21 protein-coding genes are annotated in these 24,206 nt (G+C 60.1%); 8 read left to right on the top strand and 13 right to left on the bottom strand.

Features of this window, described 5'->3' with window-relative positions:
- Nucleotides 1-296: 296 nt before the first annotated feature.
- Nucleotides 297-1,454 carry a nucleotidyltransferase family protein gene (locus OU997_RS07990; RefSeq protein ID WP_267809588.1) on the top strand — a complete coding sequence of 386 codons (1,158 nt, stop codon included), beginning with the start codon at nucleotides 297-299 and terminating at the stop codon, nucleotides 1,452-1,454.
- Between the two features lie 295 nt (nucleotides 1,455-1,749).
- On the opposite strand, the gene OU997_RS07985 is transcribed toward OU997_RS07990, so the two are convergent.
- The 7 genes from OU997_RS07985 to OU997_RS07955 all read right to left on the bottom strand — a co-directional run bounded on the left by OU997_RS07985 (nucleotide 1,750) and on the right by OU997_RS07955 (nucleotide 8,599).
- Complete coding sequence (locus tag OU997_RS07985) at nucleotides 1,750-3,384, bottom strand: phospholipase effector Tle1 domain-containing protein (protein WP_267809587.1); 1,635 nt, start codon at nucleotides 3,382-3,384, stop codon at nucleotides 1,750-1,752.
- Between the two features lie 173 nt (nucleotides 3,385-3,557).
- Nucleotides 3,558-4,046, bottom strand: coding sequence for a DUF3304 domain-containing protein (locus OU997_RS07980; RefSeq protein WP_267809586.1), 489 nt, complete (start codon nucleotides 4,044-4,046; stop codon nucleotides 3,558-3,560).
- A complete protein-coding gene (locus OU997_RS07975) occupies nucleotides 4,043-4,498 on the bottom strand; it encodes a DUF3304 domain-containing protein (protein ID WP_267809585.1) in 456 nt (151 codons plus the stop codon). Before OU997_RS07975 ends, OU997_RS07980 begins: the two co-directional genes overlap by 4 nt.
- A 52-nt stretch (nucleotides 4,499-4,550) precedes the next feature.
- The gene (locus OU997_RS07970; protein WP_267809584.1) at nucleotides 4,551-5,399 is read right to left on the bottom strand and encodes a DUF4123 domain-containing protein; all 849 of its coding nucleotides are present in this window, start codon (nucleotides 5,397-5,399) and stop codon (nucleotides 4,551-4,553) included.
- Nucleotides 5,396-7,459 carry a type VI secretion system tip protein TssI/VgrG gene (gene tssI / locus OU997_RS07965; RefSeq protein ID WP_267809583.1) on the bottom strand — a complete coding sequence of 688 codons (2,064 nt, stop codon included), beginning with the start codon at nucleotides 7,457-7,459 and terminating at the stop codon, nucleotides 5,396-5,398. The genes OU997_RS07970 and tssI overlap by 4 nt, the downstream gene beginning before the upstream one ends.
- A 319-nt stretch (nucleotides 7,460-7,778) precedes the next feature.
- On the bottom strand, nucleotides 7,779-8,297 hold the full coding sequence (locus tag OU997_RS07960; RefSeq protein ID WP_108490538.1) for an Hcp family type VI secretion system effector: 519 nt from the start codon (nucleotides 8,295-8,297) through the stop codon (nucleotides 7,779-7,781).
- A gap of 86 nt (nucleotides 8,298-8,383) precedes the next feature.
- The gene (locus OU997_RS07955; protein ID WP_267809582.1) at nucleotides 8,384-8,599 is read right to left on the bottom strand and encodes a hypothetical protein; all 216 of its coding nucleotides are present in this window, start codon (nucleotides 8,597-8,599) and stop codon (nucleotides 8,384-8,386) included.
- A gap of 330 nt (nucleotides 8,600-8,929) precedes the next feature.
- Here OU997_RS07955 and OU997_RS07950 point away from each other — a divergent pair, with 330 nt between their 5' ends.
- Nucleotides 8,930-9,955 carry an AraC family transcriptional regulator gene (locus OU997_RS07950; protein WP_267809581.1) on the top strand — a complete coding sequence of 342 codons (1,026 nt, stop codon included), beginning with the start codon at nucleotides 8,930-8,932 and terminating at the stop codon, nucleotides 9,953-9,955.
- A gap of 87 nt (nucleotides 9,956-10,042) precedes the next feature.
- Here OU997_RS07950 and OU997_RS07945 read toward each other — a convergent pair whose 3' ends face one another.
- Nucleotides 10,043-11,362, bottom strand: coding sequence for a sugar transferase (locus OU997_RS07945; RefSeq protein WP_267809580.1), 1,320 nt, complete (start codon nucleotides 11,360-11,362; stop codon nucleotides 10,043-10,045).
- Nucleotides 11,363-11,600: 238 nt separating this feature from the next.
- On the opposite strand from OU997_RS07945, the gene OU997_RS07940 reads away from it, so the two are divergent.
- From OU997_RS07940 to wecB, 3 genes are read left to right on the top strand one after another with little or no spacing between them, the layout of a single operon-like run.
- Complete coding sequence (locus OU997_RS07940; protein WP_267809579.1) at nucleotides 11,601-12,899, top strand: hypothetical protein; 1,299 nt, start codon at nucleotides 11,601-11,603, stop codon at nucleotides 12,897-12,899.
- A complete protein-coding gene (locus OU997_RS07935) occupies nucleotides 12,896-13,969 on the top strand; it encodes a glycosyltransferase family 4 protein (protein WP_267809578.1) in 1,074 nt (357 codons plus the stop codon). The genes OU997_RS07940 and OU997_RS07935 overlap by 4 nt, the downstream gene beginning before the upstream one ends.
- Nucleotides 13,970-14,028: 59 nt before the next feature.
- Nucleotides 14,029-15,150 carry a non-hydrolyzing UDP-N-acetylglucosamine 2-epimerase gene (gene wecB, locus OU997_RS07930; RefSeq protein WP_267809577.1) on the top strand — a complete coding sequence of 374 codons (1,122 nt, stop codon included), beginning with the start codon at nucleotides 14,029-14,031 and terminating at the stop codon, nucleotides 15,148-15,150.
- Nucleotides 15,151-15,194: 44 nt separating this feature from the next.
- On the opposite strand, the gene OU997_RS07925 is transcribed toward wecB, so the two are convergent.
- From OU997_RS07925 to norR, 3 genes are all read right to left on the bottom strand, one after another.
- The gene (locus OU997_RS07925; RefSeq protein ID WP_267809576.1) at nucleotides 15,195-15,728 is read right to left on the bottom strand and encodes a DUF4410 domain-containing protein; all 534 of its coding nucleotides are present in this window, start codon (nucleotides 15,726-15,728) and stop codon (nucleotides 15,195-15,197) included.
- Nucleotides 15,729-15,860: 132 nt separating this feature from the next.
- On the bottom strand, nucleotides 15,861-17,096 hold the full coding sequence (locus tag OU997_RS07920; RefSeq protein ID WP_108490530.1) for an HD-GYP domain-containing protein: 1,236 nt from the start codon (nucleotides 17,094-17,096) through the stop codon (nucleotides 15,861-15,863).
- Between the two features lie 154 nt (nucleotides 17,097-17,250).
- The gene (norR, locus tag OU997_RS07915; protein WP_267809575.1) at nucleotides 17,251-18,807 is read right to left on the bottom strand and encodes a nitric oxide reductase transcriptional regulator NorR; all 1,557 of its coding nucleotides are present in this window, start codon (nucleotides 18,805-18,807) and stop codon (nucleotides 17,251-17,253) included.
- Between the two features lie 174 nt (nucleotides 18,808-18,981).
- On the opposite strand from norR, the gene hmpA reads away from it, so the two are divergent.
- Genes hmpA through OU997_RS07900 form a run of 3 tightly spaced genes read left to right on the top strand, consistent with a single transcriptional unit; the run spans nucleotide 18,982 to nucleotide 21,617 of the window.
- Nucleotides 18,982-20,163, top strand: coding sequence for an NO-inducible flavohemoprotein (gene hmpA, locus OU997_RS07910; protein WP_108486667.1), 1,182 nt, complete (start codon nucleotides 18,982-18,984; stop codon nucleotides 20,161-20,163).
- Between the two features lie 22 nt (nucleotides 20,164-20,185).
- Nucleotides 20,186-20,440, top strand: a complete 255-nt coding sequence (locus OU997_RS07905; protein ID WP_069521419.1) for a hypothetical protein — start codon at nucleotides 20,186-20,188, stop codon at nucleotides 20,438-20,440.
- The gene (locus OU997_RS07900; protein WP_267809574.1) at nucleotides 20,427-21,617 is read left to right on the top strand and encodes an NnrS family protein; all 1,191 of its coding nucleotides are present in this window, start codon (nucleotides 20,427-20,429) and stop codon (nucleotides 21,615-21,617) included. Before OU997_RS07905 ends, OU997_RS07900 begins: the two co-directional genes overlap by 14 nt.
- A gap of 6 nt (nucleotides 21,618-21,623) precedes the next feature.
- Here the strand turns inward: OU997_RS07900 and OU997_RS07895 are convergent, their stop codons facing one another.
- Both OU997_RS07895 and OU997_RS07890 read right to left on the bottom strand, forming a co-directional pair.
- Complete coding sequence (locus tag OU997_RS07895) at nucleotides 21,624-22,847, bottom strand: CaiB/BaiF CoA transferase family protein (RefSeq protein ID WP_267809573.1); 1,224 nt, start codon at nucleotides 22,845-22,847, stop codon at nucleotides 21,624-21,626.
- A 141-nt stretch (nucleotides 22,848-22,988) separates the two neighbouring features.
- The gene (locus OU997_RS07890) at nucleotides 22,989-24,167 is read right to left on the bottom strand and encodes an acyl-CoA dehydrogenase (RefSeq protein ID WP_108486668.1); all 1,179 of its coding nucleotides are present in this window, start codon (nucleotides 24,165-24,167) and stop codon (nucleotides 22,989-22,991) included.
- Nucleotides 24,168-24,206 lie beyond the last annotated feature (39 nt).

The raw sequence follows: 24,206 nt of genomic DNA, 5'->3' as shown, positions 1-24,206 counted from the left end.
CCATATCCGGACTGAGTGGGGAAACCAACGGAACAATCGCGTCATGCAGTGGCATTTGACGGGATACTAAAAATCCGAGGTTCAAACCGGACACCCTTAAGCGATAGGCCGGACTTTGCATGCCACTTATCCAGCGGGGCCCTGCCCCGTTTGCGTTTAAGCGCCGGCCAATGTCTGGCTGATGATGGCATGGGGTAATATCCCTGACTGATATGGCTTTGCCGCAAGCTGGATCAGTGAGTTGCCAGCTCCAATCGTGTGGGCCGCGACTCTTATGAGATGGATACACACCCCTGATGCTTACTCAGCATGTGCCTTTAGTAAACCACGATGCCACTCAGGCTGAACGCCGTGATTCTTCATCAGACAATGCGTTGCTCAGCGCCACGCTCTGGTTGATGGGCTTTGAACATGAGTTTTCAGCGCCCTGCGTGGTACGGTTGTCAGCGTTTATTCGACATCATGGAGTCGCCGGCCTGCTTGATCAGGCTCGGGCGGACGCTCTAGGCATTGGGTATTCAGCTCCTCTTATGCTGGAGCGAAGAGCCATTGCACTAAGAGCCCTTAGCCTAGGTGCAACCCTCAGGCGTTTGACGTTAGCGCTTGCTGCATGCGGGTTGCAGCCTTTGGCGTTAAAGGGCCCGGCTCTGGCGCTACAGGCGCATGGTCAACTTTGTGCGCGTGGGGGCGTTGATCTGGATATCCTGCTTGGAGAGGACCAGTGGCCTGAGGCACTGAGAGTCTTCAATGAACAGGGGTATAGCGTTGCAGCAGGGCAACAGCTTCCGCTGCCCAAGGCACATCATGAACTTGTCTTAACTCATGCTGGCGGACTGCCAAGAGTGGAGCTGCATAGGCGCCTATTACGCAATCAGTACTTACTCCCCGCCGAAATCTGTATGACACAGCAGGTTGATTTACAGGGCGTAAGCCTCTCAACCCTGGCCCCTATCCATGCCCTGCCATACTTAATTGCACATGCCAGCCAACACAGTTTCCGCAAATTGGTTTGGCTTTTGGACATTCATGCACTGCTACAACGTGCGGACCTGGATGCAGAGCAACTGGCTGCGGAAATAAGACGCACGGGTACTCGCGCCATGCTTGATGCTTGCCTCACCCTGCTCTCTGTCTTGTTTGGGGCGCAGGTAGCAGCACCTTTGCAACACGTGCGCCGGCCCTGCAGGGCTAGCCGAGCGATGGTTCAAGCCGCGCTCGATGGGCTTCGCGAAGCGCTTACTGATGATCAGGTGGCAACCCGGCAGGGGATTTTTAAACGCATGTTGATCGATATCGCAATGCAGGACAACGTCCTGGCGAAATGGCATGCATTGAAAGGCTGGTTGAGTCCTACAACCAAGGACAGTGGCTGGGTCATACTTCCGCAGAAACTGTCTTTTCTTTACCCCATCATTCGCTTGGCTCGACTGGTGACACGGCAATTTAAAAAGTAGTCCCGTTAGGGTAAGGCCTTCCAGGGGGGAGTAGCTTAGTTTGCCGCTGATTTTATTGCGGTCGCGGCATTCCCGGTCCTGGTGATAAACGCGCCTGTAGGTGGCGACGCCGGACTCCGTGCTGACACGGGTGCCGGCATGGAGGTCAAAGTCTTTGCCGGTCCACTCCACCGGTTTACGCAGGCTGCCAAAACCGAATAGGCCACCCCACACTTCTTCGCCTTTGAAGTGGAGCATCTCGTCAGTTAGAGCAACTCACTGTCCTTGAAGTAATACCAAGCCAGGTAAAGCGTGCCTAACTGGGCAAATCAAACCCTCGAATATCGAAGAACTCTTGTCCACTCAGCTGCTTAACTGAGCGCTGCGCCACACTCACTGCGAGGCGGTCGTGGACGAAGTGACCAAATAATCGATGCATGGGCTCGCTGATGGTTCTCGATGGTTCTTCAAACCATGCTGAGAGTAATACCTCCCACAAATCTGCTTGATCGCGTGTACCGGCGGCACGCCAGCCGCGCACCGGGTTGTCCAGGGCGGCACGCATGCTTGTGGCTTCATCGTGGACCGCTTCCAGCCAACCCAAGTCGGTGCGCAGCTGGGTTCTTTCCTGATTGATGGCCTGCAAGCGCGTTTCGCGCGCCTGGCGTTGCGCGGCGCTTTCGCGCGAGATACCCAGCATGCCGCTCATACTGCCCAGTGCGCCGGCACGCAACCGGTCTTCCTCTTCGTTGAGTTGTCGCATACGCGCCTGATAGGGCTTCCAGAGCGCGGCAAGCCAGCGAATGTACACGCGCATATGGGCGGCAAACAGTTGTTGCTCGCGGCGCATTGGGGCATTGGCATAAACAGGCCTAAAGGCCCGAACCTGCGCCAGACTGGCCTGCGCCTCGCGCTCATAATGCCGGCTAAGGCCTTTGGCGCTGACGTTATCGATGTGGTCGTTGAAGATAAAGAGCTCGGCCGTTTTCCGATCCGTCAATGGCAGCTCTTCAAGTGAAGGAAACGGCGCACCGGCGCGGCGAGCGGCATGGTACATCTCATGCAAACTCACCAACGCCAGCTCGGCGCTGGGCTTCTGCTCCCCTGGCAGCAGGCTGCCGCCGACATCTTCACTGACACCGGGCACCCACTTTTCGCGCCACTGTGTACGGCTATTGCCCAGCAAGCGTGCGCGTCGGTAAAAGCGCCGTTCATGGCCTGCCACCAGGTGCAATGCCTGCTGCACACGCTCGGGTAGCGGGCCGCCGTCGTCCAGAACGGTTCGCAGGGGTAGCGGCAGTGGGAAATCAACATGGCTGCGATCCACACCATCAAACAACCCGGCAAACAGAATATTCAGCGCCTTGCCCTGGTAACGGTATGGTCCCTCTTTGGCTTGCGGCTCACGGCTGAGTAATTCGTGCAGAAAAGCCCGAGCCAAGGTGGCCCCGTAGTCAAAGCCATACACGGTTAACTCGATATGCTTGAGCGGCGGTTGGTCGCGTTGCGCCTCGACTTTACGGATTGCCTCGTTAAGAAAATCAACCGCGCCCTGAATCCGGGTGTCCGCACCGGTTTTTAACAATTCGGCAGCAAAGCGGCTATCGCGCACCGGGGCCAGGGCCTCTAGGCTGGCATCGATCGCCGCGCCTTTAAGCAGGCCCGCAAGCTTAAGCGGGTTCTGCAGCAAGCTTTTCAGGCTGCGGCTAATGCGCTCCCACCAATTGCGTTTAGGGTCGAAGGCATCCTTGGCGGACTCAATGGCCTGCTCTTTAGCCTGATCGGCTGGTTCCTCACTGGCCGATGCGCCAAAGCGGGTGAGGGCGCTGTTGGCCGTTACATTCAGGTCAGCGGAGAAGTCTTCGCCAAGGCCAGAGGCATAGAACTTTCTATATGAAAAAAGTGGATCCTGAGGCTGGCCTGGCTGGTCAAACCGATGAACAAGAAACAACTTCCCTATATTGCTAACTCGACCTGCCGGAAAATCTTTCAAAATATGGCGGCCGAATCCATCGAAGAAGAGCCCAATCCTCAACGTGTGTACACAATTTGATATATGAGAATTGGCAGGCACAGGCTTACAGCGAGCGGCCATACCTGCGGCTTTTTCGGTGATTCGAGAACTCATTGTGTTTGCTCCTTGCTGCCTGGAGCGTCTTTGAGATTCTCAAAGGGGCTATCCAGATTCGGGCTCCAAAACAAGCGCACCTGATCACCCGGAAAGAAATGTACATGCAGGTATTTGTCTTGCCTGGTGCGCGGGGGATTAGGCACTTGCCGCGAAAGGGTTTCTTCGCGCATACCCGCTTCATACTGCGGTTGAGTAATACTTTTGATCCACTCTACTTTCAGCACATCACCTTCAATGCGCCAGCAGCACGTAGCACCCCCATTACCACCCCAATTGTCATTGACGAAGTAACTAAAAACAGGGCGATCTGTGTGGTTATGCCCATAAAGCAGGGCCCCCGGCATTTGCGTATAGGCCCAGGCCACGTAGCCCAGCACCAGCAAGCCGACAGACGCCAGGCTAAGCAGCGATTTGACGAACCCCGGCAGCCCTTGCCAGCGGTTACGCCACGCGTGGAGTCGGTTCATGGTTAAGCCTCTCATTGCGGTGCTTCCTTGAGGTTTTCATAACGGCTGTCCAGATTCGGGCTCCAAAACAAGCGCACCTGATCACCCGGAAAGAAATGCACATGCAGGTATTTGTCTTGCCGGGTGCGCGGCGGGTTGGGCACCTGCTGCGTGATGGTTTCTTTCTGTACACCTTGGCGGACTTGTTCGCCGGTACGTCCTTTAATCCATTCCACCTTTAACACATCGCCTTCAATGCGCCAGCAGCACGTAGCACCGCCATTACCACCCCAATTGTCATTGACGAAGTAACTAAAAACAGGGCGATCTGTATGGTTATGCCCATAAAGCAGGGCCCCCGGCATTTGCGTATAGGCCCAGGCCACGTAGGCCAGTACCAGCAAGCCGACAGAGGCCAGGCTAATCAGTGATTTGAAGAACCCCGGCAGCCCTTGCCAGCGGTTACGCCACGCGTGGAGTCGGTTCATGGTTAAGCCTCGCATTGCGGTGCGTCCTTGAGGCCCTTGTGCGTTCGCCCGTTCATCCTTGGTTGTCCTCGTCCAGTTCCGCTTGCACCTGAGCCAGTGCCTCTCCGTTTTGTTCTACGCGGCGCAGTATGTCGGGCCAGTTCGGGTTGTCGCGGATGGCTTGGCCGCCGAGCAAGCTATACAGCGCATAAAAATAGTGGTCCGGCTGGCGTGTCAGGCCGGCCTCCCGCGCCTGTGACAATGCCTCACTGGCACGGTTCAGGCGCGCACCGTAACACTCATCGGCGAAAACCTCAGGTGCACCGGCCTGTAGCTCTTCAACCAGTGCCTGCGCGTGAGGATCAACGCCCAATGCCTCCACAAGCGCCTGGTCAAGTTCAATCGGGTGATAGGGCGGCACGTTGCGTTGCGCCAATCCTGTTAGGGCGTGCCAGCCTTGGCCGACTGGCAGCCACCACTGCGTGATGGGGCCGAACAGCCATGTGTGCCAAGGCTGCTCCTGCCGTTGATGCAGAACGGGCGCTACGTTGTTCGCATAACTGCGGATCAGCAGTGTTTCACCATCAATGTTGCGGCAAGCCAGGGCATCGCCCAGGTGTTGTTGCAGTTCAACTATGCCCAGCCGACTGCTTAGCCAACCATGCTGCGCGCTGCGAGTGAGCTGCTCGTGAAGCTGGCTATAGGTGGCATACGGCTGGCCACTCAGCTCGATAAGCGCTGGGCCTTCATTGCTTAAATGGGTGACACCCGGCTGCCGCAGCAGTGGCCAGACCGCCTGTGTGGAGAAAAGACCAAGGCGAGATTCCTCAGCCAGCAGCCCAAGCTCTACCACCATGACCAGCGTCTGCTCGGTCGCCACTGCGGCTTCCCAGTCGATGCGCGCGGCGTCTTGCTCCGTCATACCGATGCTCCTGCTAGGGTCGCACTGCCTTCACGCATGGCCTTGCGTAAGCACTCTAGGCATATGCCTTGTGGTGGCGCGAGCCTCAGCCCGGCTTCAGCCCGCTCCAGTAAATTGCCCGCTTTATCCGCATCCGCCGGTTTCACCTTGCCCGGCAACATCGGCGCAGCTCCCGAACCACTGCCCGGCGCACCGCCGGAGTTGAATTTGATAATCGGGCCGACCAGGGTGATGCCGCTGGCATCCAGCTTGATAAAGCTGCCGGCGGCTTTGAAGGTCAGTTCGCTGCCCGCTTCGAGTACGACTTTCTGGCCGCTGGACAGGTGGATCTCTGTGCCTGCGTTAATGAACTGACCGGTGCCGATTTTGATGTGCTGGTTGTTACCGACGGTCAGGTGATCGTTGGCTTTGACTTCGCTTTTGCGGTCGGCGTGGGTGGTGCGGTGTTCTTCGGCTTTGAATTCGCTGTAGCTGTTGGCTTCGACGGTGTCGTGGCGTTCGTTGCCGATGCGGATTTTCTGGTCGTGCTCGATGTTTTCATCCCAGTCGCGCTCGGCGTGGATGTAGATCTGTTCAGCGCCCTTTTTGTCTTCGATACGCAGCTCGTTATAGCCACCACCGCCGGGGCTGCTGAGGGTCTTGAACAGGCTGCGGGTCTTGTTCGCCGGCAAGACGTAGGGCACCACGTGTTCGGCGTGGTACAGGCAGCCGGTGACCAGCGGTTGATCGGGATCGCCTTCGAGGAAGGTGACCAGCACCTCCATGCCCACGCGCGGAATGGCGATGCCGCCGTAGCGGTCGCCGGCCCAGCTTGAACTCACGCGCAGCCAGCAACTGGTTTTGTCGTCGGCCTGGCCTTCGCGGTCCCAGAAGAATTGCACCTTGATCCGGCCGTACTGGTCGCAGTGAATCTCTTCACCCGCAGGCCCGGTGACTACCGCGCTTTGGCTGCCGAGAATGCGCGGTTTTGGGTGATTGAGCGGCGGGCGATATAGCACGGTCCAGGGCGTGGCGGTAAAGCGGTTACGGTAGCCCTGCTGGAAGCCATCGCTGGCCTCGGTGTGACTGGTCACCGACTCTTCCAGCACCTGCGGCTGCTTGCCCTCGTGGTGGATTTCGGTGAGCAGCCAGAGGTCGTTCCAGCTGGCGCGCGGGTGCTCGGTCAGCGCCAGGAAGTGGCCGCTGACCAGCAGCGGCTGATCGCCGTCGCCTTGCGCCCGTTCGAAGTCGTGGCGGTGGCGTTCGAGGATGCGCTGGCTAAGGTGTTTGCCGCGCTCACGGTCGACAAAACGGCCGGGGTAGTCGTAATCCTCGAGGTCGGGTTTGAACGCGCTCTTGGCGTCCGCTTCCATCAGCAGCTTGGGTTTTTCGAAGTCATAATCGCGGCGGGTCACCCGGCTCGAACGTGTTTCCACGCGCACGCCGAAGCGCTTGATGACTGGTTTGTCAGCGACCAAGCCGCTGTCCTGCTGATAGGCGGTAGGCGCGAGTTTGGGGAACGGCGTCTGGTCGTCGCCGAAGACCACTGCATGGCCTTGCTCGCTGTGCTGGAAGTGGTAGTGAATCCCTTCTTCCTCGCACAGGCGCTGGACAAAGTGCAGGTCGGATTCGTCGTACTGCACGCAGTACTCGCGCTCAGGGTAGATCGAGCCGAGTTGGAATTGGTAGGCGTTGGCCTGAATGCCGTGCTCTTGCAGCACTTGGCTGATGATCTTCTCCACCGTCAGGTGCTGGAAGATACGTTGGTTGGTGCGGTGCGCCAGGTACGCCAACTGCGGGCGCAGGGTCACGTGGTAGCGGGTCAGGCGCTTGCCGGATTCGCCCTGGGCGACGCGGTAGATCTGCCCGTGAATGCCGTGGCCGGTTTGGTTGAAGGCGAGAAAGGCGGCCTGATGCAGCAGGCTTTCCAGATCCAGGTCAGGACGTTCGCTGACCAGTTCCAGTTCGAACGCGAAGGGCTGACTGATCGCCTCGCGACCGTTGAATTCGAGCACCTGCAGGTCGTGGCTTACACCTTCGATCGTCAGGCTGAAATGAGTCCGGTTGGCGGCGGCGAACATTCGTTGTTCCTCTCGTTTCGTTCCATGAATCAAACCACTGCGCATTTCTAAAACAGGCTTGCCTGTTCGCGATTTTGCGCGATGCCTGTCAGCGTTTGGCGACGCAGGTCTCACTGGAAACGCAGCGGCCAGGACAAGCCTGGCCGAAGCGGTAATGCGTGAACTCAGCCAATGCTTAGAACCTGCATACGATCTGCTGCGCGTCGGCTATACGGCGTTGAAAGCGGCCTCGGAATACTCATTTACAAATCGTAAACTCCGCTTCCTTGGCCGCTTTCGTCCCCGTTTATCTCTAGCTCGCGAGATCGTAAATAGGTTCTTAGGCGGAGATCGGGGTACGCCAGTCGTCGGAGCCGGAAGTGCCGGACACTTCGTGAGTCCAGACGATTTTGCGGTAGGTGAAGTACACGTCTTCAAGGTGCGTGAAGTGCGACATGTTCGGGTCCTGGCAGTTCGGCATACGCGACTGCACGTCAACGATCACGGCATCTTCCAGCTCGATGGTGAAGTAGTGCTCTTGAGTACCGGTGGAGGAAGTGCGGTACCACTCCAGACGGCACTTGGACAGACGCTCACCGGAGGTCAGGGAGTTGAAGATCAGCGGCGAGGATTTGTCGAAGACTTTGGTGATCATCAGCGGCTTGTGCACGCGCTGGCCAGTCGGCTGACCGGACTGCGGATCACGCGGGATGATGACCTGGTGGTTGAAGGCTTGAACCAGGATCTGGTCTTCATGACCTTCCTGGAAGATGTTACCGACGGAATCTTCGGTGAAGGTGCCGGCAGTGATCAGGCCTTGTTTGGTGCCTTCGAGGGACAGATACGCGGGTGTTGGCATGAGTGCTTTCCTTGCCTTGGGTCATGGATCTGCAGTGATCCGGGAACTCCCCATAGAGCGACAAGCATGCCAATTAAATAAAAACCTTATAAATCAGTGTCTTGTAATATTTTAAAGCCCGAATTCAAACCCACTGTGCGCCAGATCACTAAAAGCTGAGCAACTTGTTGCGCAGGGCTGCGCAGGAAATTGCTCAGCAGATCAAACATGCTGCCCACGATGAGTCTCCTCGATGTATGCACAGACTTATCCACAGATTGCTGCGCAATAACTTGCACACCGTAGTGGCTGGCTACATCCATCCCTGCTCTCGGTAGCAGCGCAGGGCGCTGCCGTTGTCCAGGGCCGTGCATGCAACTCCGTGCTCGTCTGCCCCGGGATTGAGCAGGCGACAAATCGACTGGCCCGCCACCGAGTACATGCCCGTCTGACCACCCGTGGCAATCCAAAGGGCGTACTCGTTGGCCTGTCTGCATAGCCTGAGAGCATGCCCCACAGCATCGCCGGCAACATCCACGTTCAGGCATTTCCTGTTAACCACCATTCTGTCCTCCTCGGTAAGGCGCCACGCTTGTGGACCTCAATCCGTCTAACCGCTACCGCCGAGCCACAGCTTTGGGCAGAATCAGGCCATGGCCAAACACACTCTGGATTCACAACATACCTCGGTCAGTGCCAGCATCACCCTCGCGGTGTTGCATGCGGCCAGTCGTCTGGGGCTTGATCGCTCTCAGCTGATGAGCGACTGCGGGCTCAGCGATAAGCAGCTCAGCGATCCTGATGCACGCGTGCCCTTCGCCACGCAGGAGCAACTGTGGCAGCACCTCAGTCGCATTGAACACGCTGAGCCTGGGCTGGCGCTGGGCTGCAACCTCGCCCCTGGGCCGTTCAGCGTGCTTGGCTACTTGTTGCAAAGTAGCCCGACCCTGGGTGACGCACTGGCTGCCGGGCTGCGTTACCAGCGCCTGGTCGGTGAGGGAGGCGAGGTGCAGCTGCGCGAACAGGGCGATGAGCTGCAGCTGCTCTACCGCCCGCTGCATCCTGAACTGCCGGCCACCCGTACTCGGGTGCTGGCACTGATGGCCTGTTGGGTGCAGATGTTCTATCCGCTGTTGGATAACTGGCAGCTGCTGCGCGCGCAGTTTGTTCATCCAGAGCCGCTGAGGCTGGACAGTTACCGCGACACGTTCGCCTGCCCGCTGCAATTTGCCGCCCGTGATTACGGTATCGTCCTGCCGCGCCGCCTGGCCAGCGCGCCGCTGATCCAGGCCAACCCGCCGTTACAAAACCTGTTACGCCAGCACGCAGAGGTCCTGCTCGCCAGGCTGCCCAGTGAAGGGTTGAGCGTCCGCGTGGTGGCCTTGCTCGGCCAGCAACTGGCCCGCGGCGAGCCGGATCGTGGTGAACTGGCGCGCCATCTGCACCTTAGCGAGCGCACGCTGCAACGACGTCTGGCCGATGAAGGTTGCAACTACCAGCAACTGCTCAACGACACCCGCCGGCAACTGGCCGAGCAGCACCTGAACAACAGTGACCTGCCCGCCGCCGAAATCGCCCTGCTGCTCGGTTACTCGGAGCCCAGCGTATTCTTTCGTGCGTTTCGCCAATGGACCGGGCTAACGCCGGGTGAATATCGGTCGCAGCAGAAGGGGTCATAGCCCTCATCTGCGTCCACTGAATGGCGTGATGGACAACGCATTGGTTGAAGCACCGTCGGTTGATCAGCTCAGCTTGCACTCCAGGTGTCAGGACATGACTTCCCTGGAGGACTGTTCGGCGGGCCTCGATGTTTGTGCTGCGACTGGGGCGGGCGAGTCGTGCTGATGCGCTGAACGAAGGTTCTTGGCTGTGCCACGAAGCAAGGCGAGCGGCGTGCTCAATACGATGAAGGTGTCCAAAAACACTGACTGCCGGGAGATGTACTCCAGATCATCGGCGACTCTCAGCAGCATGTCGGCAATGGTCTTGGTTTCACCGCGCTGCCCCCGTATTTGCGCCAGGCCTGTTAAACCGGGCTTGGCTGCCTGGCGCAGGTTGTAATACGCGATGCTGGCGGCATAGTGCACGTCATGTGCGACGGCGTGAGGTCGCGGGCCGACCATGGACATATCGCCCCGCATGACGTTCAGCAGTTGTGGAAGCTCATCCAGCCCCCAGTGACGTATCCACCGACCAACCGGTGTAATACGCGGATCATGGTTCTGCGCCTGAGGAGCCAGCGGGTCATGCCCTGCGCTCACGCGCATGCTGCGAAACTTCAATACCGTAAAGCAAACCCCGTGCAGGCCCAGGCGCTTCTGGCGAAATATGACCGGGCCACCGTCGTACGCGCGGACAATAAACGCGATGCCCAACATGATGGGTGCGCAGCAGCCAAGAAGAAGGGATGCACACATTAAGTCGAAGAGCCGTTTCTGAGCTGCAGACAACGCTGTTCCAGGCACATGCTGATCTGCGGCTGAGCAGGTTGGCGCTGCTGGGGCTTGTAAACAGGCATCAAAGATAAGCACTTGTCCTGCAGGAGGACGGCTGTGCTCATCACTCAGCCACGCAACGGCCTGTTCGCGCGTGAGCTGCTGCGTGGCGCTGATCTGCTGAGCAACGTACTCACTGGCGTGACGGCATTCTCCAGCGATTACTTGAATGGGCATCTGTGGTCGCCAAGCGGCAACCTGATTATTGAGCATTTCCAAAGCGACCAGGCTCAGGCCGGTCATGGTCAACCACGCCACTGACCACAACCACGGCAATGAGGTATCAGCGAGCGCAGCAACAGAGTTCGCCGCCGCAAGCGTGATTAGCAACTGACCAAGATTGGTTGCCAGGCGCTCTGCCAGCCGGCTTTGGGGGCAGAGCATCAGGCGGTCCAAGAATATGAACAGCAGTACAGCCGGCATTGCCCCCAGAAAAACGGTCTCACCCAGCATCTGTGGCGCAACTAACTCGCTGGCCAGCCAGGCCATCACACCGACCGTGATGCCGCGAAACCAATAGCGCGAAGCAGGGACTTTAACGCTGTGACTACTCAACGATCGGCCCTTCAATAATCCCAATAACGTACTCATGCGCCCGAAGCCTTGTCTTAGGGGCGCGACTTACAACTCAATCTGAGTTAAACGAAGTGTCCCGGCATTACACAGGGCGCATACGCCAATACTCTCATAACGTAATGTTCATGTGGCTCGGCACTTTGCACGATGCGCATAGGCTATCGTCAGCCAACCAAGCACTGCTTAACCGGAGTTGGCAACTGAGCGTCACCAGCTGTAGCGTAACGCCACTCGAACAGGCGGATATTACCCTATGAAGTCATCAACTGGGCTGCGAGGCAGGTTCTCGGAGCAGTATGTTGATTTGCTTCAGCGCTTTGGCGAAGAAGCTGCAGCCGTGCGCCATGAGATGTTCTTTCTGGCCGCGGGTAGATCACCCTTGATGGCCCGATTGCGGGCATGTGCGGCACTGCTGCGCGATGTGTGGTTATTGCTGTTTCATACCGGCCCTGAACCACGTGGCTCTGCTACACACCAGGCTGTAATGCTCACTACCCTGGCCGGCGTCAGCGGCTGGGGAACCCTGTCGCGTAGTCTTCCTGATATCGCCGCTACGGGTTATCAGCCCCTGGTCCTGGCTCACCCTCGACTCCGGCCTGCGCTTTTTGCGGCGGGTCTGCCTGTCATGCGTCCCGCTCGAATCGGCTGGCGCTCATGGATGTCCGCACTGCGTACTTTCATGGGTTCATTGAAGCAGTACCCTCTGACCCTGGCCTGCTGTCTGACTCGGCGCCGACTCTGGGTCGCCAGCCTGCAGAAAACCCTGGCCGAATGCCGTGGGGTGCTCTTACTGCACAACGATTTTGATCTGATGAGCAGAGCTGCTATCGGTCTTGGTTTGCCGGCTATCTGTCTGCAGCACGGCATACCAACAGATGAGTTCTTTCCAACGCATGCCGATTGGTATGTGGTTTGGGGCAGCAGCAGCCGCCGTGCATTTACCGCCCAGACTGCGGCAGGCACCCGGCTGATTGAAGATGCCCTGGGGCGTGGCGAGATGGTCATGACGTCAACCCACAGCGCACCTACAGCTGTTGCACTGCTTTCCCAGACCCATGCGCAGGTGCTCGGGGACGGTATTCACGGCATGCTCAGTACATTCGCCGCCGATCTGTTGGACGTCATGCCGCAAGCGCGTATCCTGCTGCACCCTCAGGAAGGGCAGCCCTACATCGGTGCAGTGGCCACCGCCACACGGCAGCCACCGCATGCGGAACTAAAGCCAGCAGCGACGGCTTGCTGCCTTGTCGCCGGTTACTGCTCCACCGCGATGCTCGATGCCGCACTGGCAGGGCACTGGGTCGTAACCCTTCGACTTCCTTTGGCGGGCAACACGGTGGCACGCGATGTCGTGGCGGCCCCTTTGCAGGTGGAGACGGCTGATCAGCTTTCAGCGCTGTATCGACGCCTGCAGGAGGATCATGCCTTTCGCCTTGCCTGCGCCGAGGCGCAGAACACATGGCTTGCTGCCTGCTTCTCGCGCCCGTCCGGAAGCTTTGCCGATTTACTGCAGCGACTGAAACGAGAACAACCGTTGGAGCGCGATCTGTGACCATACAAGTGCTGCATGTCAGCCGAGAGTTCGAGCCCTTGTGCAGCGGCGTGGCGCGCCATATCCAGGGCTTGGCCCAGGCGATCCAGGCTAACCCTGCCATTCGGCTGACGATTCTTGCCCCGCTGATCAGCGCAGACAGCAGCCCTGCCAATTTATGCAAAGGAAGCTACGGGCAGTTGTGGCGTGCCGTTGGCAACAGTGACGTGGTTCATGTGCACGGTGCACGCTCGCCGATAGCCGCGCTGGCCGCGGCATGCGCGATCATACGTGGCGTACCCTTGATCTATACACCGCATTGCTACTACAACGCTGGGCCGTTGTGGTACCGCTTGGCCAAACGCGTATGGGACACAACGGTTGAGCGCGTGATGGTGCGCGGGGCCGCAACCGTTATTCTGCTTCATCAGGGCTGGGAAGGTGAGTTGGCCAAGCGCGGCTTATGCCCGAAGAAAACCATGATCGTCCCCAACTGCATCGATGAGCGCCGCCAGGCCACAGCCGACGCCCCCATTAAACTGGAGGGCTCCCCGGCATTGCTTTCAGTGGGCCGTCTCGACCCGATAAAACGCCTCGATGATGCGATTGCTGCACTGAACACCCCGCACCTGAAACAGGCCGTGCTGCATATCGTTGGGCAAGGTTCTGACCGGGTGCGACTTGAGGCGTTGGCTGCGCAGCAGAAATTGACCGCGCGCGTTCGCTTTCATGGCTGGCAAGACGACCACGTGACGCAGCGGATGATGGCGGGGTGTGACTCCATGCTACTGGCGTCGGAACGGGAAGGCATGCCGACGGTGGTGCTAGAAGCACTCCTCGCCGGGGTGCCGATTGCCTGTTCAGATATCGAAGGCTGTCGTTCCATCACCGACGTTGTGGGTTGGGAAGCGATTTTCCCCGTGGGGAATCCCAATGCCCTTGCCGAGAGCCTTGCACACAGCGCGTCCAGCAATGTTTCGGAGGCCGTCATTGAGGCGGTGCGCGAGGGGTTTACCTGGCAACGCAAAGCAGCTGCGCTTGTCAGGCTCTATGAGAGCTTGGTTTCTCCATCAAGCCAGCTTGGCCGCTGATAGCGCACGCAGCATTCTTGAGTCATTCCATCCCCCAGGATCGTTCGGAGCAGCACCCAATGCATCTGGTATTTGTACTGGGTACACGCCCGGAAATAATCAAACTGTCGTCGTTGATCAGTGCCTGTATTCGCGAGGGCATTCACTACACGCTGATTCACACCAATCAGCACTATGCGGCGTCAATGGACAGCGTGTTCTTCGACGAACTTGAACTACCTCGCGCGCATTTCAACCTTGGGGTCGGTTCTGAGACGGCTACGGCGCAACTGGCCCGGATGATGATGGGCATAGAGCCGCTATTGCAGACCTTGCAGCCAGACTATGTGGTGGTGCAAGGGGACACCAACAGTTCACTGGCCGGTGGGCTGGCTGCCAACAAATTGAATATTCCGGTTGCGCATGTGGAGGCCGGGTTGCGTAGCTATGATAAAACCATGCCTGAGGAAGTGAACCGGATATTGCTGGATCACCTGTCCAGCTTCTGGTTCTGCCCCTCTGCGTTGCAGCAGCGCTTGCTGGCCAAGGAGGGGATCCAGGGGCCGCATGTTCATGTAACGGGAAATACTGGCAACGACGCGACCTTGCGCCATGCCCGGCGCGCCGAACAGCATTCGACCATTCATTCGACACTCGACCTGCAGCCAGGCCGCTATCTGCTGCTGACCTGCCATCGGCCGGGCAACACGGATGATCTTGGGCACTTTGCGCGGTTGATGACAGCCGTACAGCGCCTGGCCGACAGCCTGGAGCGTACAGTGGTTTTCCCTGTCCATCCCAGACTCGGCCATCAGCATCAACAGATCATTGGTGGCCAGGCGCGCATCAAAGCCATCGACCCGGTGACCTACCTTGACCTGCTTGCCTTGTTGCAGGGCGCCCAACTTGTGTTGACAGACAGTGGTGGCCTGCAGGAAGAGGCCTGCGTGCTACAGCGGCCCTGCCTGGTGTTGCGGGCGAATACCGAGCGTCCGGAAAGCCTGGAAAGTGGCGCCGCTCGGCTCGCTCCGGTCACGACGGAGTACAGCCTGGTCGAGGCTGAGCAAAGCCTGCGCCGAGTGGCCATCAATTGGAGTAATCCATTTGGCGACGGTCAGGCCAGTCAACGGATTCTCCAGGTGCTGGCAGCACATGCCGTGCAGAAGCGCGAGGTGGCGCTACCTGAGCCTGTTAGCCGCTGATCGTGCTGCCGCGCTGCGGTGTCGCCCGGCCGGCAATGCAGTGTTTAGGGTGTTTGGGACAGTGAGCGGCTGATGTCATCCGCCAGTTCCCCGGCCACTTCATCGATGTTGCGATTCAGCGCCCGGCGCTCCAGGAGAAATTTGGCTGCTGCGAGTTGAGGGTTGCGGGTGAGCAGCGCCCCAGGCAGACGCCCGGAGCGGTCCTGGGCGGTCAGTTGCTGCACCTCTCCGGCCGCCAGATCACTGATCCACACCTGTGCCTCGACAGCACTGGCGCCTGCGCCAAAGCCAACCGCTGTGCGCACCAGGCGTCGGCCGGCCTGGCTCGACACCTGCCCTTGAATCAGCCAGCCGCTGTCAGGCAAGGCCGCCTGGTCATTGAGCGGCTGCACCTTAATCTGGCGGGCCAGCAGGGCCTGTTTCAAGGCGTCGTCCAGCTGTGCCGCGTGTTCACGCTGTTGCTTGTCGTTTGGGCTCTCCACAGCGAAAGGGCTCAGGTAGAAGGTTTTCTGAGGTTCAGCGGCGGTGGCCATGATCGGCAACAACACGGCGAATACAGCGGGCAGGATCTTGGACATGGCAGGCCTGAATAATCGGATCGGAGCTGGGACGCTAGAGCAAGCGGATACCGCTGTCGAGCCGTAGCCGGCGAATTGCCGGGTGAGGTGGGTGAGCGGCGTTCTGAGCTGAACGCTCATGCTGTGAGCACCTCAGAGGTTGTCAGGGATCATCAGACCTTTGCGTCGATAGGCTTCAATATCAATGCCAAAGGCTCCGCTGCTGTGTACCTCGCGAATTCGATAGGGCTTTCCCGCTGCATCCCGAACAGTCTGGGTAAGGTCGATGATGCTTTCCTTGCAGGGCTGCTTTTCTGCATCCAGCACCCGTATCACCCTGGGCTTGAGCTTATTGCCGGGCGCGCAGCCAATAATGATGCCGACCTCACCGGTGTTCAGTTCGACAATTTCACCCGGTGGATAGATGCCGATCAAACGAATGAAACAGCCGACGATTTCTTCATCGAAATGGCTGTTGGTGGCATCAAACAGTATGCGTAACGACTCCAGGCTGGATTTGCCTTTGCTGTAAATGCGATCACTGTTGATCGCGTCATAGCTGTCGGCAACGGCGATGATCTTGGCAAAGTAAGGGATTTTGCTGGCATCCAGGCCGCGCGGGTAGCCCTTGCCATCGAGGCGCTCGTGATGCGAGTAAGCCACGTCGACAGTGGCTGGGGTGATCTGCTGATTGCTCATCAACAGCTTGCGTCCTTCAGCCGCATGGCTCTGCATGATGCGCAGTTCATCGTGGGTTAGCGCGCCGGGTTTGTTGAGAATCTCGCTGGGTACCTTGATCTTGCCGACATCGTGGAGCATGCCGCAGACGCCGATCTGCTCCAGTTGATATGCCGGCAGGCCGAGTTCTTTACCCAGAGCAATCGACAGGATGGAAACCCGCAGTGAGTGCTCGGCGGTGTAATCATCACTGTTCTTGATGCGCGCCAGCCAGAGCATGGCCGCCGGGTTGCGCAGAATGCTTTCGACACAGTCCTTGATCACCGCCTTGACGGCACCGACATCCAGCTCCTGCCCCATTTTTATGGCTTGCAGGATACGCAGCGATTCCTCACGAGCTGCATGCCAGGTGGGGGCGGCCTGCTGTATTTCCAGGTTGAATTCGACCTTGGCAATCACCGGTTGCAGGTTGTCGGGCTGCGCCAGGTTCTCTGTCAGCTGACTGAGCATTCCGATTGAGCGGCTCGCATCGACCCAGACATAGCGGCAGGCTTCTTGTAACAGGCGGATTTCCTGCTGCTGACGTATGCGGAAGCCCTGAAAGAGAAAGGATGTGTCCGTCCATGGCCGATCCAGCTCCACCACATACATGCCGATGGTCAGCTGCGCTGCCTCGACTTTGATGCGATCTGTATGGGTGTCAGCAGCCATAAGGGCTCTCCGCAGGGAGCGGGAAAATACAGTGGCTATTAGCTACTTCCGGCCGGCGCTTCGACAAATTGCATTTGCCTATTGCCGGGACCAACAGGCTCAGGTCGAACCTACTCAAATGTTAGCAACGTGCCTGCAGTTATGCGGCCTGTTGTCAGCCATTTTCCAACCCCAGGCGCTTGGCCAGGCGGATCAGGTTGGCGCGGTCGATGCCCAGTTCGCGGGCGGCGGCGGCCCATGTGTGTTGATGGCGCTCCAGCGCTTGGCTGATCAGTTGTTTCTGGTAGGCGTCGATGGCTTCGCGCAGTGGCAGTTGGCTGTATGGCTCTGCTGTGCGTTGAGTCGCAGGTGCTGCTGTTGGCTGGCTGCTCGGCAAATCCAGGTGGGTGCTGTCGATGCTGAGAATGCGTGGGCGTTCGCTGCAGCCTGCCAGTGCCTTGAGTGCGGCGCGGCCGATCAGGTGCTCGAGTTCGCGCACGTTGCCCGGCCAGTTGTACGCCAGCAGGCTGGCCTGGGCTTCGGCCGTCAGACGCAGGCTGCGTAAGCCCAGGCGGGCGCGGTTTTCTTCGAGGAAGTAGCCGGCCAGCAGCAGTGCATCACGGCCGCGTTCGCGCAGCGCCGGGACTTTCAGCGGGTAGACGCTGAGGCGGTGATACAGGTCGGCGCGAAAACGCCCGGCGCGCACTTCCTCGGCCAGGTCGCGGTTGCTGGCGGCCAGTACGCGCACATTGACCCGCTGCTCCTGGTCGGCACCGACCCGTTGCAGCTGGCCGCTTTGCAATACGCGCAGCAGCTTGGCTTGCGCAGCCAGCGGTAGTTCACCGATTTCATCGAGAAACAGGCTGCCGCCATCGGCCAGTTCGAACTTGCCGCGACGCTCGTTGTGCGCGCCGGTAAAGGCCCCGCGTACATGGCCGAACAGTTCGCTTTCCACCAGGTTATCGGGCAGCGCCGCGCAGTTGAGGCTGATCAGCGGCTTTGCTGCGCGTGGGGATGCGGCGTGCAGGGCTTCGGCAACCAGCTCTTTACCGACCCCAGTTTCACCGCTGATCAGCACGCTCAGTTCACTGTTGCCGACCAGCGCAATCTCCGCTGCCAGGCGCTTGTGCACAGCGCTCTGGCCGATCAGTTCGCGCGGGCGTTGCTGGACGGCGGCCTGCTTGTAAGCCTCGGCCAACTGGTGCTGATCCTCGGCGCGTTGCAGCAGTGCGTTGATCCGTTCGCTGGCCATCACGGTAGCAGCGGCCAGGCTGGCGAAAGCCTGCAGGTTGTCGAGATCGACCCGGCCGAAGCTCGCCGGATCGAGCGAGTCGAGGGTCAGCAGACCCCAGGGCTGGTCCTGTACATACAATGGACAGCCGAGGCAGTCATGCACGGGCAAGTGGCCGCGATGGCCGTCGACCAGGCCGTCATAGGGGTCGGGCATCTCGCAGTCAGTGGCAAAGCGGGTCGGCCCGCGTTGCGCCAGCAGGGCCTGCAGGCGCGGCTGTTCGTCGAGCTTGAAGCGCCGGCCAAGGGTGTCGGCGCTCAGCCCTTCAACGGCCAGCGGAATCAGCACATCGCCGTCGAGCTTGAGCAGCGCCACGGCGTCGCACGGCAGCAGCTGCCGCAGCGCGTTCAGCAGGCGGCGATAGCGCTCGGCTTCTGGCAGTTCGCGGGACAGATCGGCGACCAGGGGAATCAGGGCGGTAAGCAGTGGATTTGCTGTCATAAGGACACGCTAGTTGTCATTAAGACTCGGAATGCTTGCTGTCATAAAGACACAAGTATTTATAAGTCTATGATTTATATAAATAAAATAATTGGCACGCTTCCTGTAATAGCCAGAGTGATATGAACCGAAGCGCTGCGCAAGTGCAGCGTGTCACCTTGACGAGGAAGCACTATGTTGACCCCTGCCCAAACCGCCCTGATCAAAGCCACCGTACCGCTGCTGGAAAGCGGCGGTGAGGCCCTGACCCGGCACTTCTACCAGATGATGCTGAGCGAGTACCCCGAGGTGCGCGCGCTGTTCAATCAGGCGCACCAGGCCAGCGGCGGCCAACAGCGTGCCCTGGCCAATGCGGTGCTGATGTACGCCCGGCATATCGACCGGTTGGAGGCGTTGGGGCCGCTGGTCGGACAGATCGTCAACAAACATGTGTCGCTGCAGATCCTGCCCGAGCATTACCCGATTGTCGGCAGCTGCCTGCTGCGGGCGATTCGTGAAGTGCTCGGTGAAGAGATTGCCACCGATGCGGTGATCGAGGCCTGGGCCGTGGCGTATGGGCAACTGGCGAACATCCTGATTGGCGCTGAAGAGGCCGCTTACAGTGCCAACGCCAATGCCGAGGGTGGCTGGCGCGGGGCACGCAGTTTCCGCTTGAGCCGCAAGGTGCAGGAGAGCGAGGAGATCGTTTCGCTGTACCTGGTGCCGGCCGACGGTGGCGCGTTGGCGGCATTCCAGCCCGGCCAGTACATCGGCCTGCGCCTGCTGCTGGACGGTGGCGAGCAGCGTCGCAACTACTCGCTGTCGGCCCTGAGCAATGGCCGCGAGTACCGCATCAGCGTCAAGCGTGAGGCGGGCGGCAAAGTCTCCAATTACCTGCATGACCAGCTGCAAGTCGGCGACAGCCTGGAGCTGTTCGCGCCGGCAGGGAATTTCGTCCTGCGCGAGTCGGCCAAGCCGCTGGTGCTGATCACCGCCGGTGTCGGCATCACCCCAGCGCTGAGCATGCTGGAGGCGGCGCGCGACACGGGCCGCGATATCCACTTTATCCACTGCGCCCGCCATGCCGGCGTGCACGCCTTCCGTGACTGGGTTGAGGCGCAGCGTGCTGAGCGTCCACAGCTGCGCCATTACGTGTGCTACAGCGAGCCGCGTGCGGGCGATCAGGGTGATGCTGAAGGCTTGCTCAGCCTGGAGCAGCTGGCGCAATGGCTGCCTGAGCAGCGCGATCTGGATGCCTACTTCCTCGGCCCCAAGCCGTTTATGGCGCAGGTCAAACGGCATCTGCACAGCCTCGGCGTACCGGCGGCGCAGAGCCATTACGAGTTCTTTGGTCCGGCCAGCGCGCTGGACAGTTAATAACGCGGCCTAGGAGGTGATTATGTTGGCGTATCTATCCTGCCCATCGCGGGTACTGCAACTGGCGAACCGCATGCTGCTGGCCGGTGTGCTGCTGTTGCTCAGCGGCTTGCTGGGCGCTTATGGCCTGGAGGCGCAGCTGAGTATGGGCAGCCTGGTCACGGCGCATGCGCTGACGATCATCGGCCCAGGTCTGCTCAAGCTCGGTTATGTGCTGCGCCTGGCCGCGCAGCAACATCTGCGCAAGCAACAGGAGCCTTGCTGTGCAGTTGCGTGATCGCCAGCAGGAACTGGCCGTTGCGCCACTGTGGCGGCTGGGTTTTCGCCCGTTCTTTCTCGGTGGCGCGCTGTTTGCCGTGCTGGCAATCGGTCTGTGGGCGGCGGCATTACTGGGTTATCTGCCAGGTTGGCAGCCGGTGGGCGGTAGCTTGGTTTGGCATCGGCATGAACTGCCGTTCGGTTTTGCAGTGGCGATCATTGCCGGCTTTCTGCTCACCGCCGTGCAGAACTGGACGGGGCGGCCAGGCCTGAGCGGTTGGCCGCTGGCGGCGCTGTTCGGCTTGTGGTTACTGGCGCGACTGGCCTGGCTGTTCGGTGCGCCGTTGCCACTTTTGCTGGCGCTGCAACTGCCCTTTCTACCGCTGCTGGCGTTGTTGCTTGGACGGCAGCTGTGGCAGGTACGCCAGTGGCGCAACTACCCGCTGGTGGCCGTGGTGTTGCTGATGGCCGGCTGCGAGTGGCTGCTGCTGTATGGCCTGGCGCTGGGTGATGACGATTTGCAGCGGCGCGGTGCATTGGCCGGGTTGTTGCTGATTGCTGCGCTGGTGAGCATTATCGGTGGGCGGGTGATTCCGTTCTTTACCCAGCGTGGCCTTAACCGAGCGGAGCCTGCTGCACCGCGGCCGCGCCTGGATCTGCTGGTGCTGGTGTTGTCGCTAAGCCAAGCGCTGCTGTTTGCCAGTGGCTTGGCCGTGCAAACGTCGCTATGGCTGCTGCCGCTGTTGCTGGCTCTGGTTGCGCTGCATGGTTTGCGCCTGTGGCACTGGTATGACGCCGGGATCTGGCGCGTACCGCTGCTGTGGTCATTGCACCTGGCCTATGCCTGGTTGCCGCTGGCGTTACTGGCCCTGGCGGCCTGGCATGCCGGCTGGCTGAGCAACGCCAGCTTGGCCTACCACGCCTTGGCGCTGGGTACGGTCGGCGGGGCGATTCTGGCGATGCTGGCGCGGGTCAGCCTCGGGCATACCGGTCGGCCGTTGCAGCCGCCGGTCGCGATGGGCTGGGCGTTTGCCAGTCTGCAGCTGGCGGTTGTGGCACGGGTGCTGCTGGTGCCGTTCGCACCGGATGCAGGGCTGGAGCTGTCCAGCTTACTGTGGATCGCGGCCTTTGCCCTGTTTGTGCGCCACTACGCGTTGATGTTCTGCACCGCGCGGGTGGATGGGCAGCCGGGTTAGTGCGTTCTACAGCACCCCAGCTTCACGTAAGGCGGTGATCTGCTCTGCGCTTAGACCCAGGTGGCGGGTGAGTACCTGCTCGGTGTGTTCACCGAGCAGCGGTGGTGCGTTGCGGTATTCCACCGGGGTTTCGGACAGGCGCAGCGGGCTGGCAACTTGAGGCGTGGTGCTGCCCAGACTGTTGGGCAGGTCGAGGCGCAGGCCGCGCGCTTGCACGTGGGGGTCGGCAAACACCTGCGCCAAATCGTTGATCGGCCCGCAGGGCACGCCGGCAGTTTCCAGCAGTGTCACCCATTCGGCGGTGGTTTTAAACACCGTGGCTTGGCGCAGCAGCGGGATCAGCTCGGCGCGATGGGCGACGCGTGCCTTGTTGGTAGAAAAGCGCGGGTCATCGGCCAACGCCGTCAGGCCAGCGACCTCGCACAGCTTGCGGAACTGCCCATCGTTGCCCACGGCGATGATGAAGTTGCCATCGGCCGAGGGGAAATCCTGATAGGGGACGATGTTGGGATGGGCATTGCCCAGGCGCTTGGGCGCGACGCCGGTGTTGAGGTAATTCATCGCCTGATTGGCCAGGCAAGCCACCTGCACATCCAGCAAGGCCACGTCGATATGCTGGCCGAGGCCGGACTGTTCGCGCTGGTTGAGCGCGGCCAACACGCCGACCGTGGCATACAGGCCGGTGAGAATATCGGTGAGGGCGACGCCGACCTTGATGGGGCCGGCACCCTCCTCGCCGTCGGGCTTGCCGGTCAGGCTCATCAGCCCGCCGAGGCCCTGAATCATAAAGTCGTAACCGGCACGTTTGGCGTAAGGACCGTCCTGGCCAAAGCCGGTGATCGAGCAATAAATAAGCCGTGGATTAAGCGCTTTCAACGAGGCGTAGTCGAGGCCGTAAGCCGCCAGGCCGCCGACCTTGAAGTTCTCCAGCAGCACATCGCAGTTCTGCACCAACTCGCGCACCAAACGCTGGCCTTCGGGTTGGGTGAAATCCAGCGTCACCGATTGTTTGTTGCGGTTGGCGCTCTGGAAATACGCCGCTTCGCGCGAGTCATGGCCGTTGGCATCTTTCACATAGGGCGGCCCCCAGTGGCGGGTGTCGTCACCTGAACCGGGACGTTCGACCTTGATCACCTCAGCCCCGAGGTCACCAAGAATCTGCCCAGCCCAGGGGCCGGCGAGTACGCGGGACAGGTCGAGTACGCGGATATGCGATAGGGCGCCGGGCATGAGAGGCCTCACGGTTGCAATTGGGCGTAGGTTGGGTCGGGCGGCGTTCCGTTTAGCCTGCAAAGCCCAACAAAGCGGTCATATGGGGCTGTTGTTTGTTGGGCTTCGGCGCTGCGCGCCTTAACCCAACCTACGTGTGGATCAAAAGAACGCCTGCAGTCCGGTCTGAGCCCTGCCGAGGATCAGCGCATGCACGTCGTGGGTGCCTTCATAGGTGTTGACCACTTCCAGATTGACCAGATGACGGGCCACGCCGTACTCGTCGCTGATGCCGTTGCCGCCCATCATGTCGCGGGCCAGGCGCGCGATATCCAGCGCCTTGCCGCAGCTGTTGCGCTTCATGATCGAGGTGATTTCCACCGCCGCGGTGCCTTCGTCCTTCATCCGGCCGAGGCGCAAGCAACCTTGCAGGGCCAGGGTGATCTCGGTCTGCATGTCGGCGAGTTTCTTCTGAATCAGCTGGGTTTGCGCCAGCGGGCGACCGAATTGTTTGCGGTCGAGGGTGTACTGACGCGCGGTGTGCCAGCAGAACTCGGCCGCACCCAGCGCGCCCCAGCTGATGCCGTAACGGGCCGAGTTGAGGCAGGTGAACGGGCCTTTCAGGCCGCGCACGTCGGGGAAGGCGTTTTCTTCCGGGCAGAACACGTTGTCCATGACGATTTCACCGGTGATCGACGCGCGCAGGCCGACCTTGCCGTGAATCGCCGGGGTGCTAAGGCCTTGCCAGCCTTTTTCCAGGACAAAGCCGCGAATCTCGCCGGCATCATCCTTGGCCCAGACCACAAACACATCGGCGATCGGGCTGTTGGTGATCCACATCTTCGCGCCGGTCAGGCGGTAGCCGCCGTCGACTTTCTTCGCGCGGGTGATCATCGAACCAGGGTCGGAGCCGTGATCCGGCTCGGTGAGGCCGAAGCAGCCGATATATTCGCCGCTGGCCAGTTTGGGCAGGTACTTCTGCTTGGTCGCTTCGTTGCCGAACTCGAAGATCGGCACCATCACCAAGGAGGACTGCACGCTCATCATCGAGCGGTAGCCGGAGTCGATGCGCTCGACTTCGCGGGCGATCAGGCCGTAGCACACGTAGTTCAGGCCGCTGCCGCCGTATTCGGCGGGAATAGTGGCGCCGAGCAGGCCGGTGTCGCCCATCTCGCGGAAAATTTTCGGGTCGGTCTGCTCGTGGCGGAAGGCTTCAAGTACGCGCGGGGCCAGCTTGTCGGCGGCAAACTGCTGGGCGCTGTCACGCACCATGCGCTCTTCTTCGGTCAGTTGCTGATCGAGCAGCAGCGGGTCGATCCAGTTGAAGCTTGCCTTGGCCATCGCGAAAACCTCGAAATCAGACAGTGATAGGGCGGGTAT

Origin of the sequence: Pseudomonas sp. SL4(2022) (assembly GCF_026625725.1) — a bacterium.
Classification (GTDB): Bacteria; Pseudomonadota; Gammaproteobacteria; order Pseudomonadales; family Pseudomonadaceae; genus Aquipseudomonas.
The sequence above is the reverse complement of the archived record's forward strand: the minus strand, read 5'-3'. Positions and strand labels throughout refer to the sequence as shown.

What these genes read in the sequence shown, in the direction of transcription:
- OU997_RS07990 (WP_267809588.1), top strand. Translation starts at nt 297, where the DNA reads ATGCTTACTCAGCATGTGCCTTTAGTAAACCACGATGCCACTCAGGCT.
- OU997_RS07980 (WP_267809586.1), bottom strand. Translation starts at nt 4,046, where the DNA reads ATGAGAGGCTTAACCATGAACCGACTCCACGCGTGGCGTAACCGCTGG.
- OU997_RS07975 (WP_267809585.1), bottom strand. Translation starts at nt 4,498, where the DNA reads ATGAACCGACTCCACGCGTGGCGTAACCGCTGGCAAGGGCTGCCGGGG.
- OU997_RS07970 (WP_267809584.1), bottom strand. Translation starts at nt 5,399, where the DNA reads ATGACGGAGCAAGACGCCGCGCGCATCGACTGGGAAGCCGCAGTGGCG.
- tssI (WP_267809583.1), bottom strand. Translation starts at nt 7,459, where the DNA reads ATGTTCGCCGCCGCCAACCGGACTCATTTCAGCCTGACGATCGAAGGT.
- OU997_RS07960 (WP_108490538.1), bottom strand. Translation starts at nt 8,297, where the DNA reads ATGCCAACACCCGCGTATCTGTCCCTCGAAGGCACCAAACAAGGCCTG.
- OU997_RS07955 (WP_267809582.1), bottom strand. Translation starts at nt 8,599, where the DNA reads ATGGATGTAGCCAGCCACTACGGTGTGCAAGTTATTGCGCAGCAATCT.
- OU997_RS07950 (WP_267809581.1), top strand. Translation starts at nt 8,930, where the DNA reads ATGGCCAAACACACTCTGGATTCACAACATACCTCGGTCAGTGCCAGC.
- OU997_RS07945 (WP_267809580.1), bottom strand. Translation starts at nt 11,362, where the DNA reads ATGAGTACGTTATTGGGATTATTGAAGGGCCGATCGTTGAGTAGTCAC.
- OU997_RS07940 (WP_267809579.1), top strand. Translation starts at nt 11,601, where the DNA reads ATGAAGTCATCAACTGGGCTGCGAGGCAGGTTCTCGGAGCAGTATGTT.
- wecB (WP_267809577.1), top strand. Translation starts at nt 14,029, where the DNA reads ATGCATCTGGTATTTGTACTGGGTACACGCCCGGAAATAATCAAACTG.
- OU997_RS07925 (WP_267809576.1), bottom strand. Translation starts at nt 15,728, where the DNA reads ATGTCCAAGATCCTGCCCGCTGTATTCGCCGTGTTGTTGCCGATCATG.
- OU997_RS07920 (WP_108490530.1), bottom strand. Translation starts at nt 17,096, where the DNA reads ATGGCTGCTGACACCCATACAGATCGCATCAAAGTCGAGGCAGCGCAG.
- norR (WP_267809575.1), bottom strand. Translation starts at nt 18,807, where the DNA reads ATGACAGCAAATCCACTGCTTACCGCCCTGATTCCCCTGGTCGCCGAT.
- hmpA (WP_108486667.1), top strand. Translation starts at nt 18,982, where the DNA reads ATGTTGACCCCTGCCCAAACCGCCCTGATCAAAGCCACCGTACCGCTG.
- OU997_RS07905 (WP_069521419.1), top strand. Translation starts at nt 20,186, where the DNA reads ATGTTGGCGTATCTATCCTGCCCATCGCGGGTACTGCAACTGGCGAAC.
- OU997_RS07895 (WP_267809573.1), bottom strand. Translation starts at nt 22,847, where the DNA reads ATGCCCGGCGCCCTATCGCATATCCGCGTACTCGACCTGTCCCGCGTA.
- OU997_RS07890 (WP_108486668.1), bottom strand. Translation starts at nt 24,167, where the DNA reads ATGGCCAAGGCAAGCTTCAACTGGATCGACCCGCTGCTGCTCGATCAG.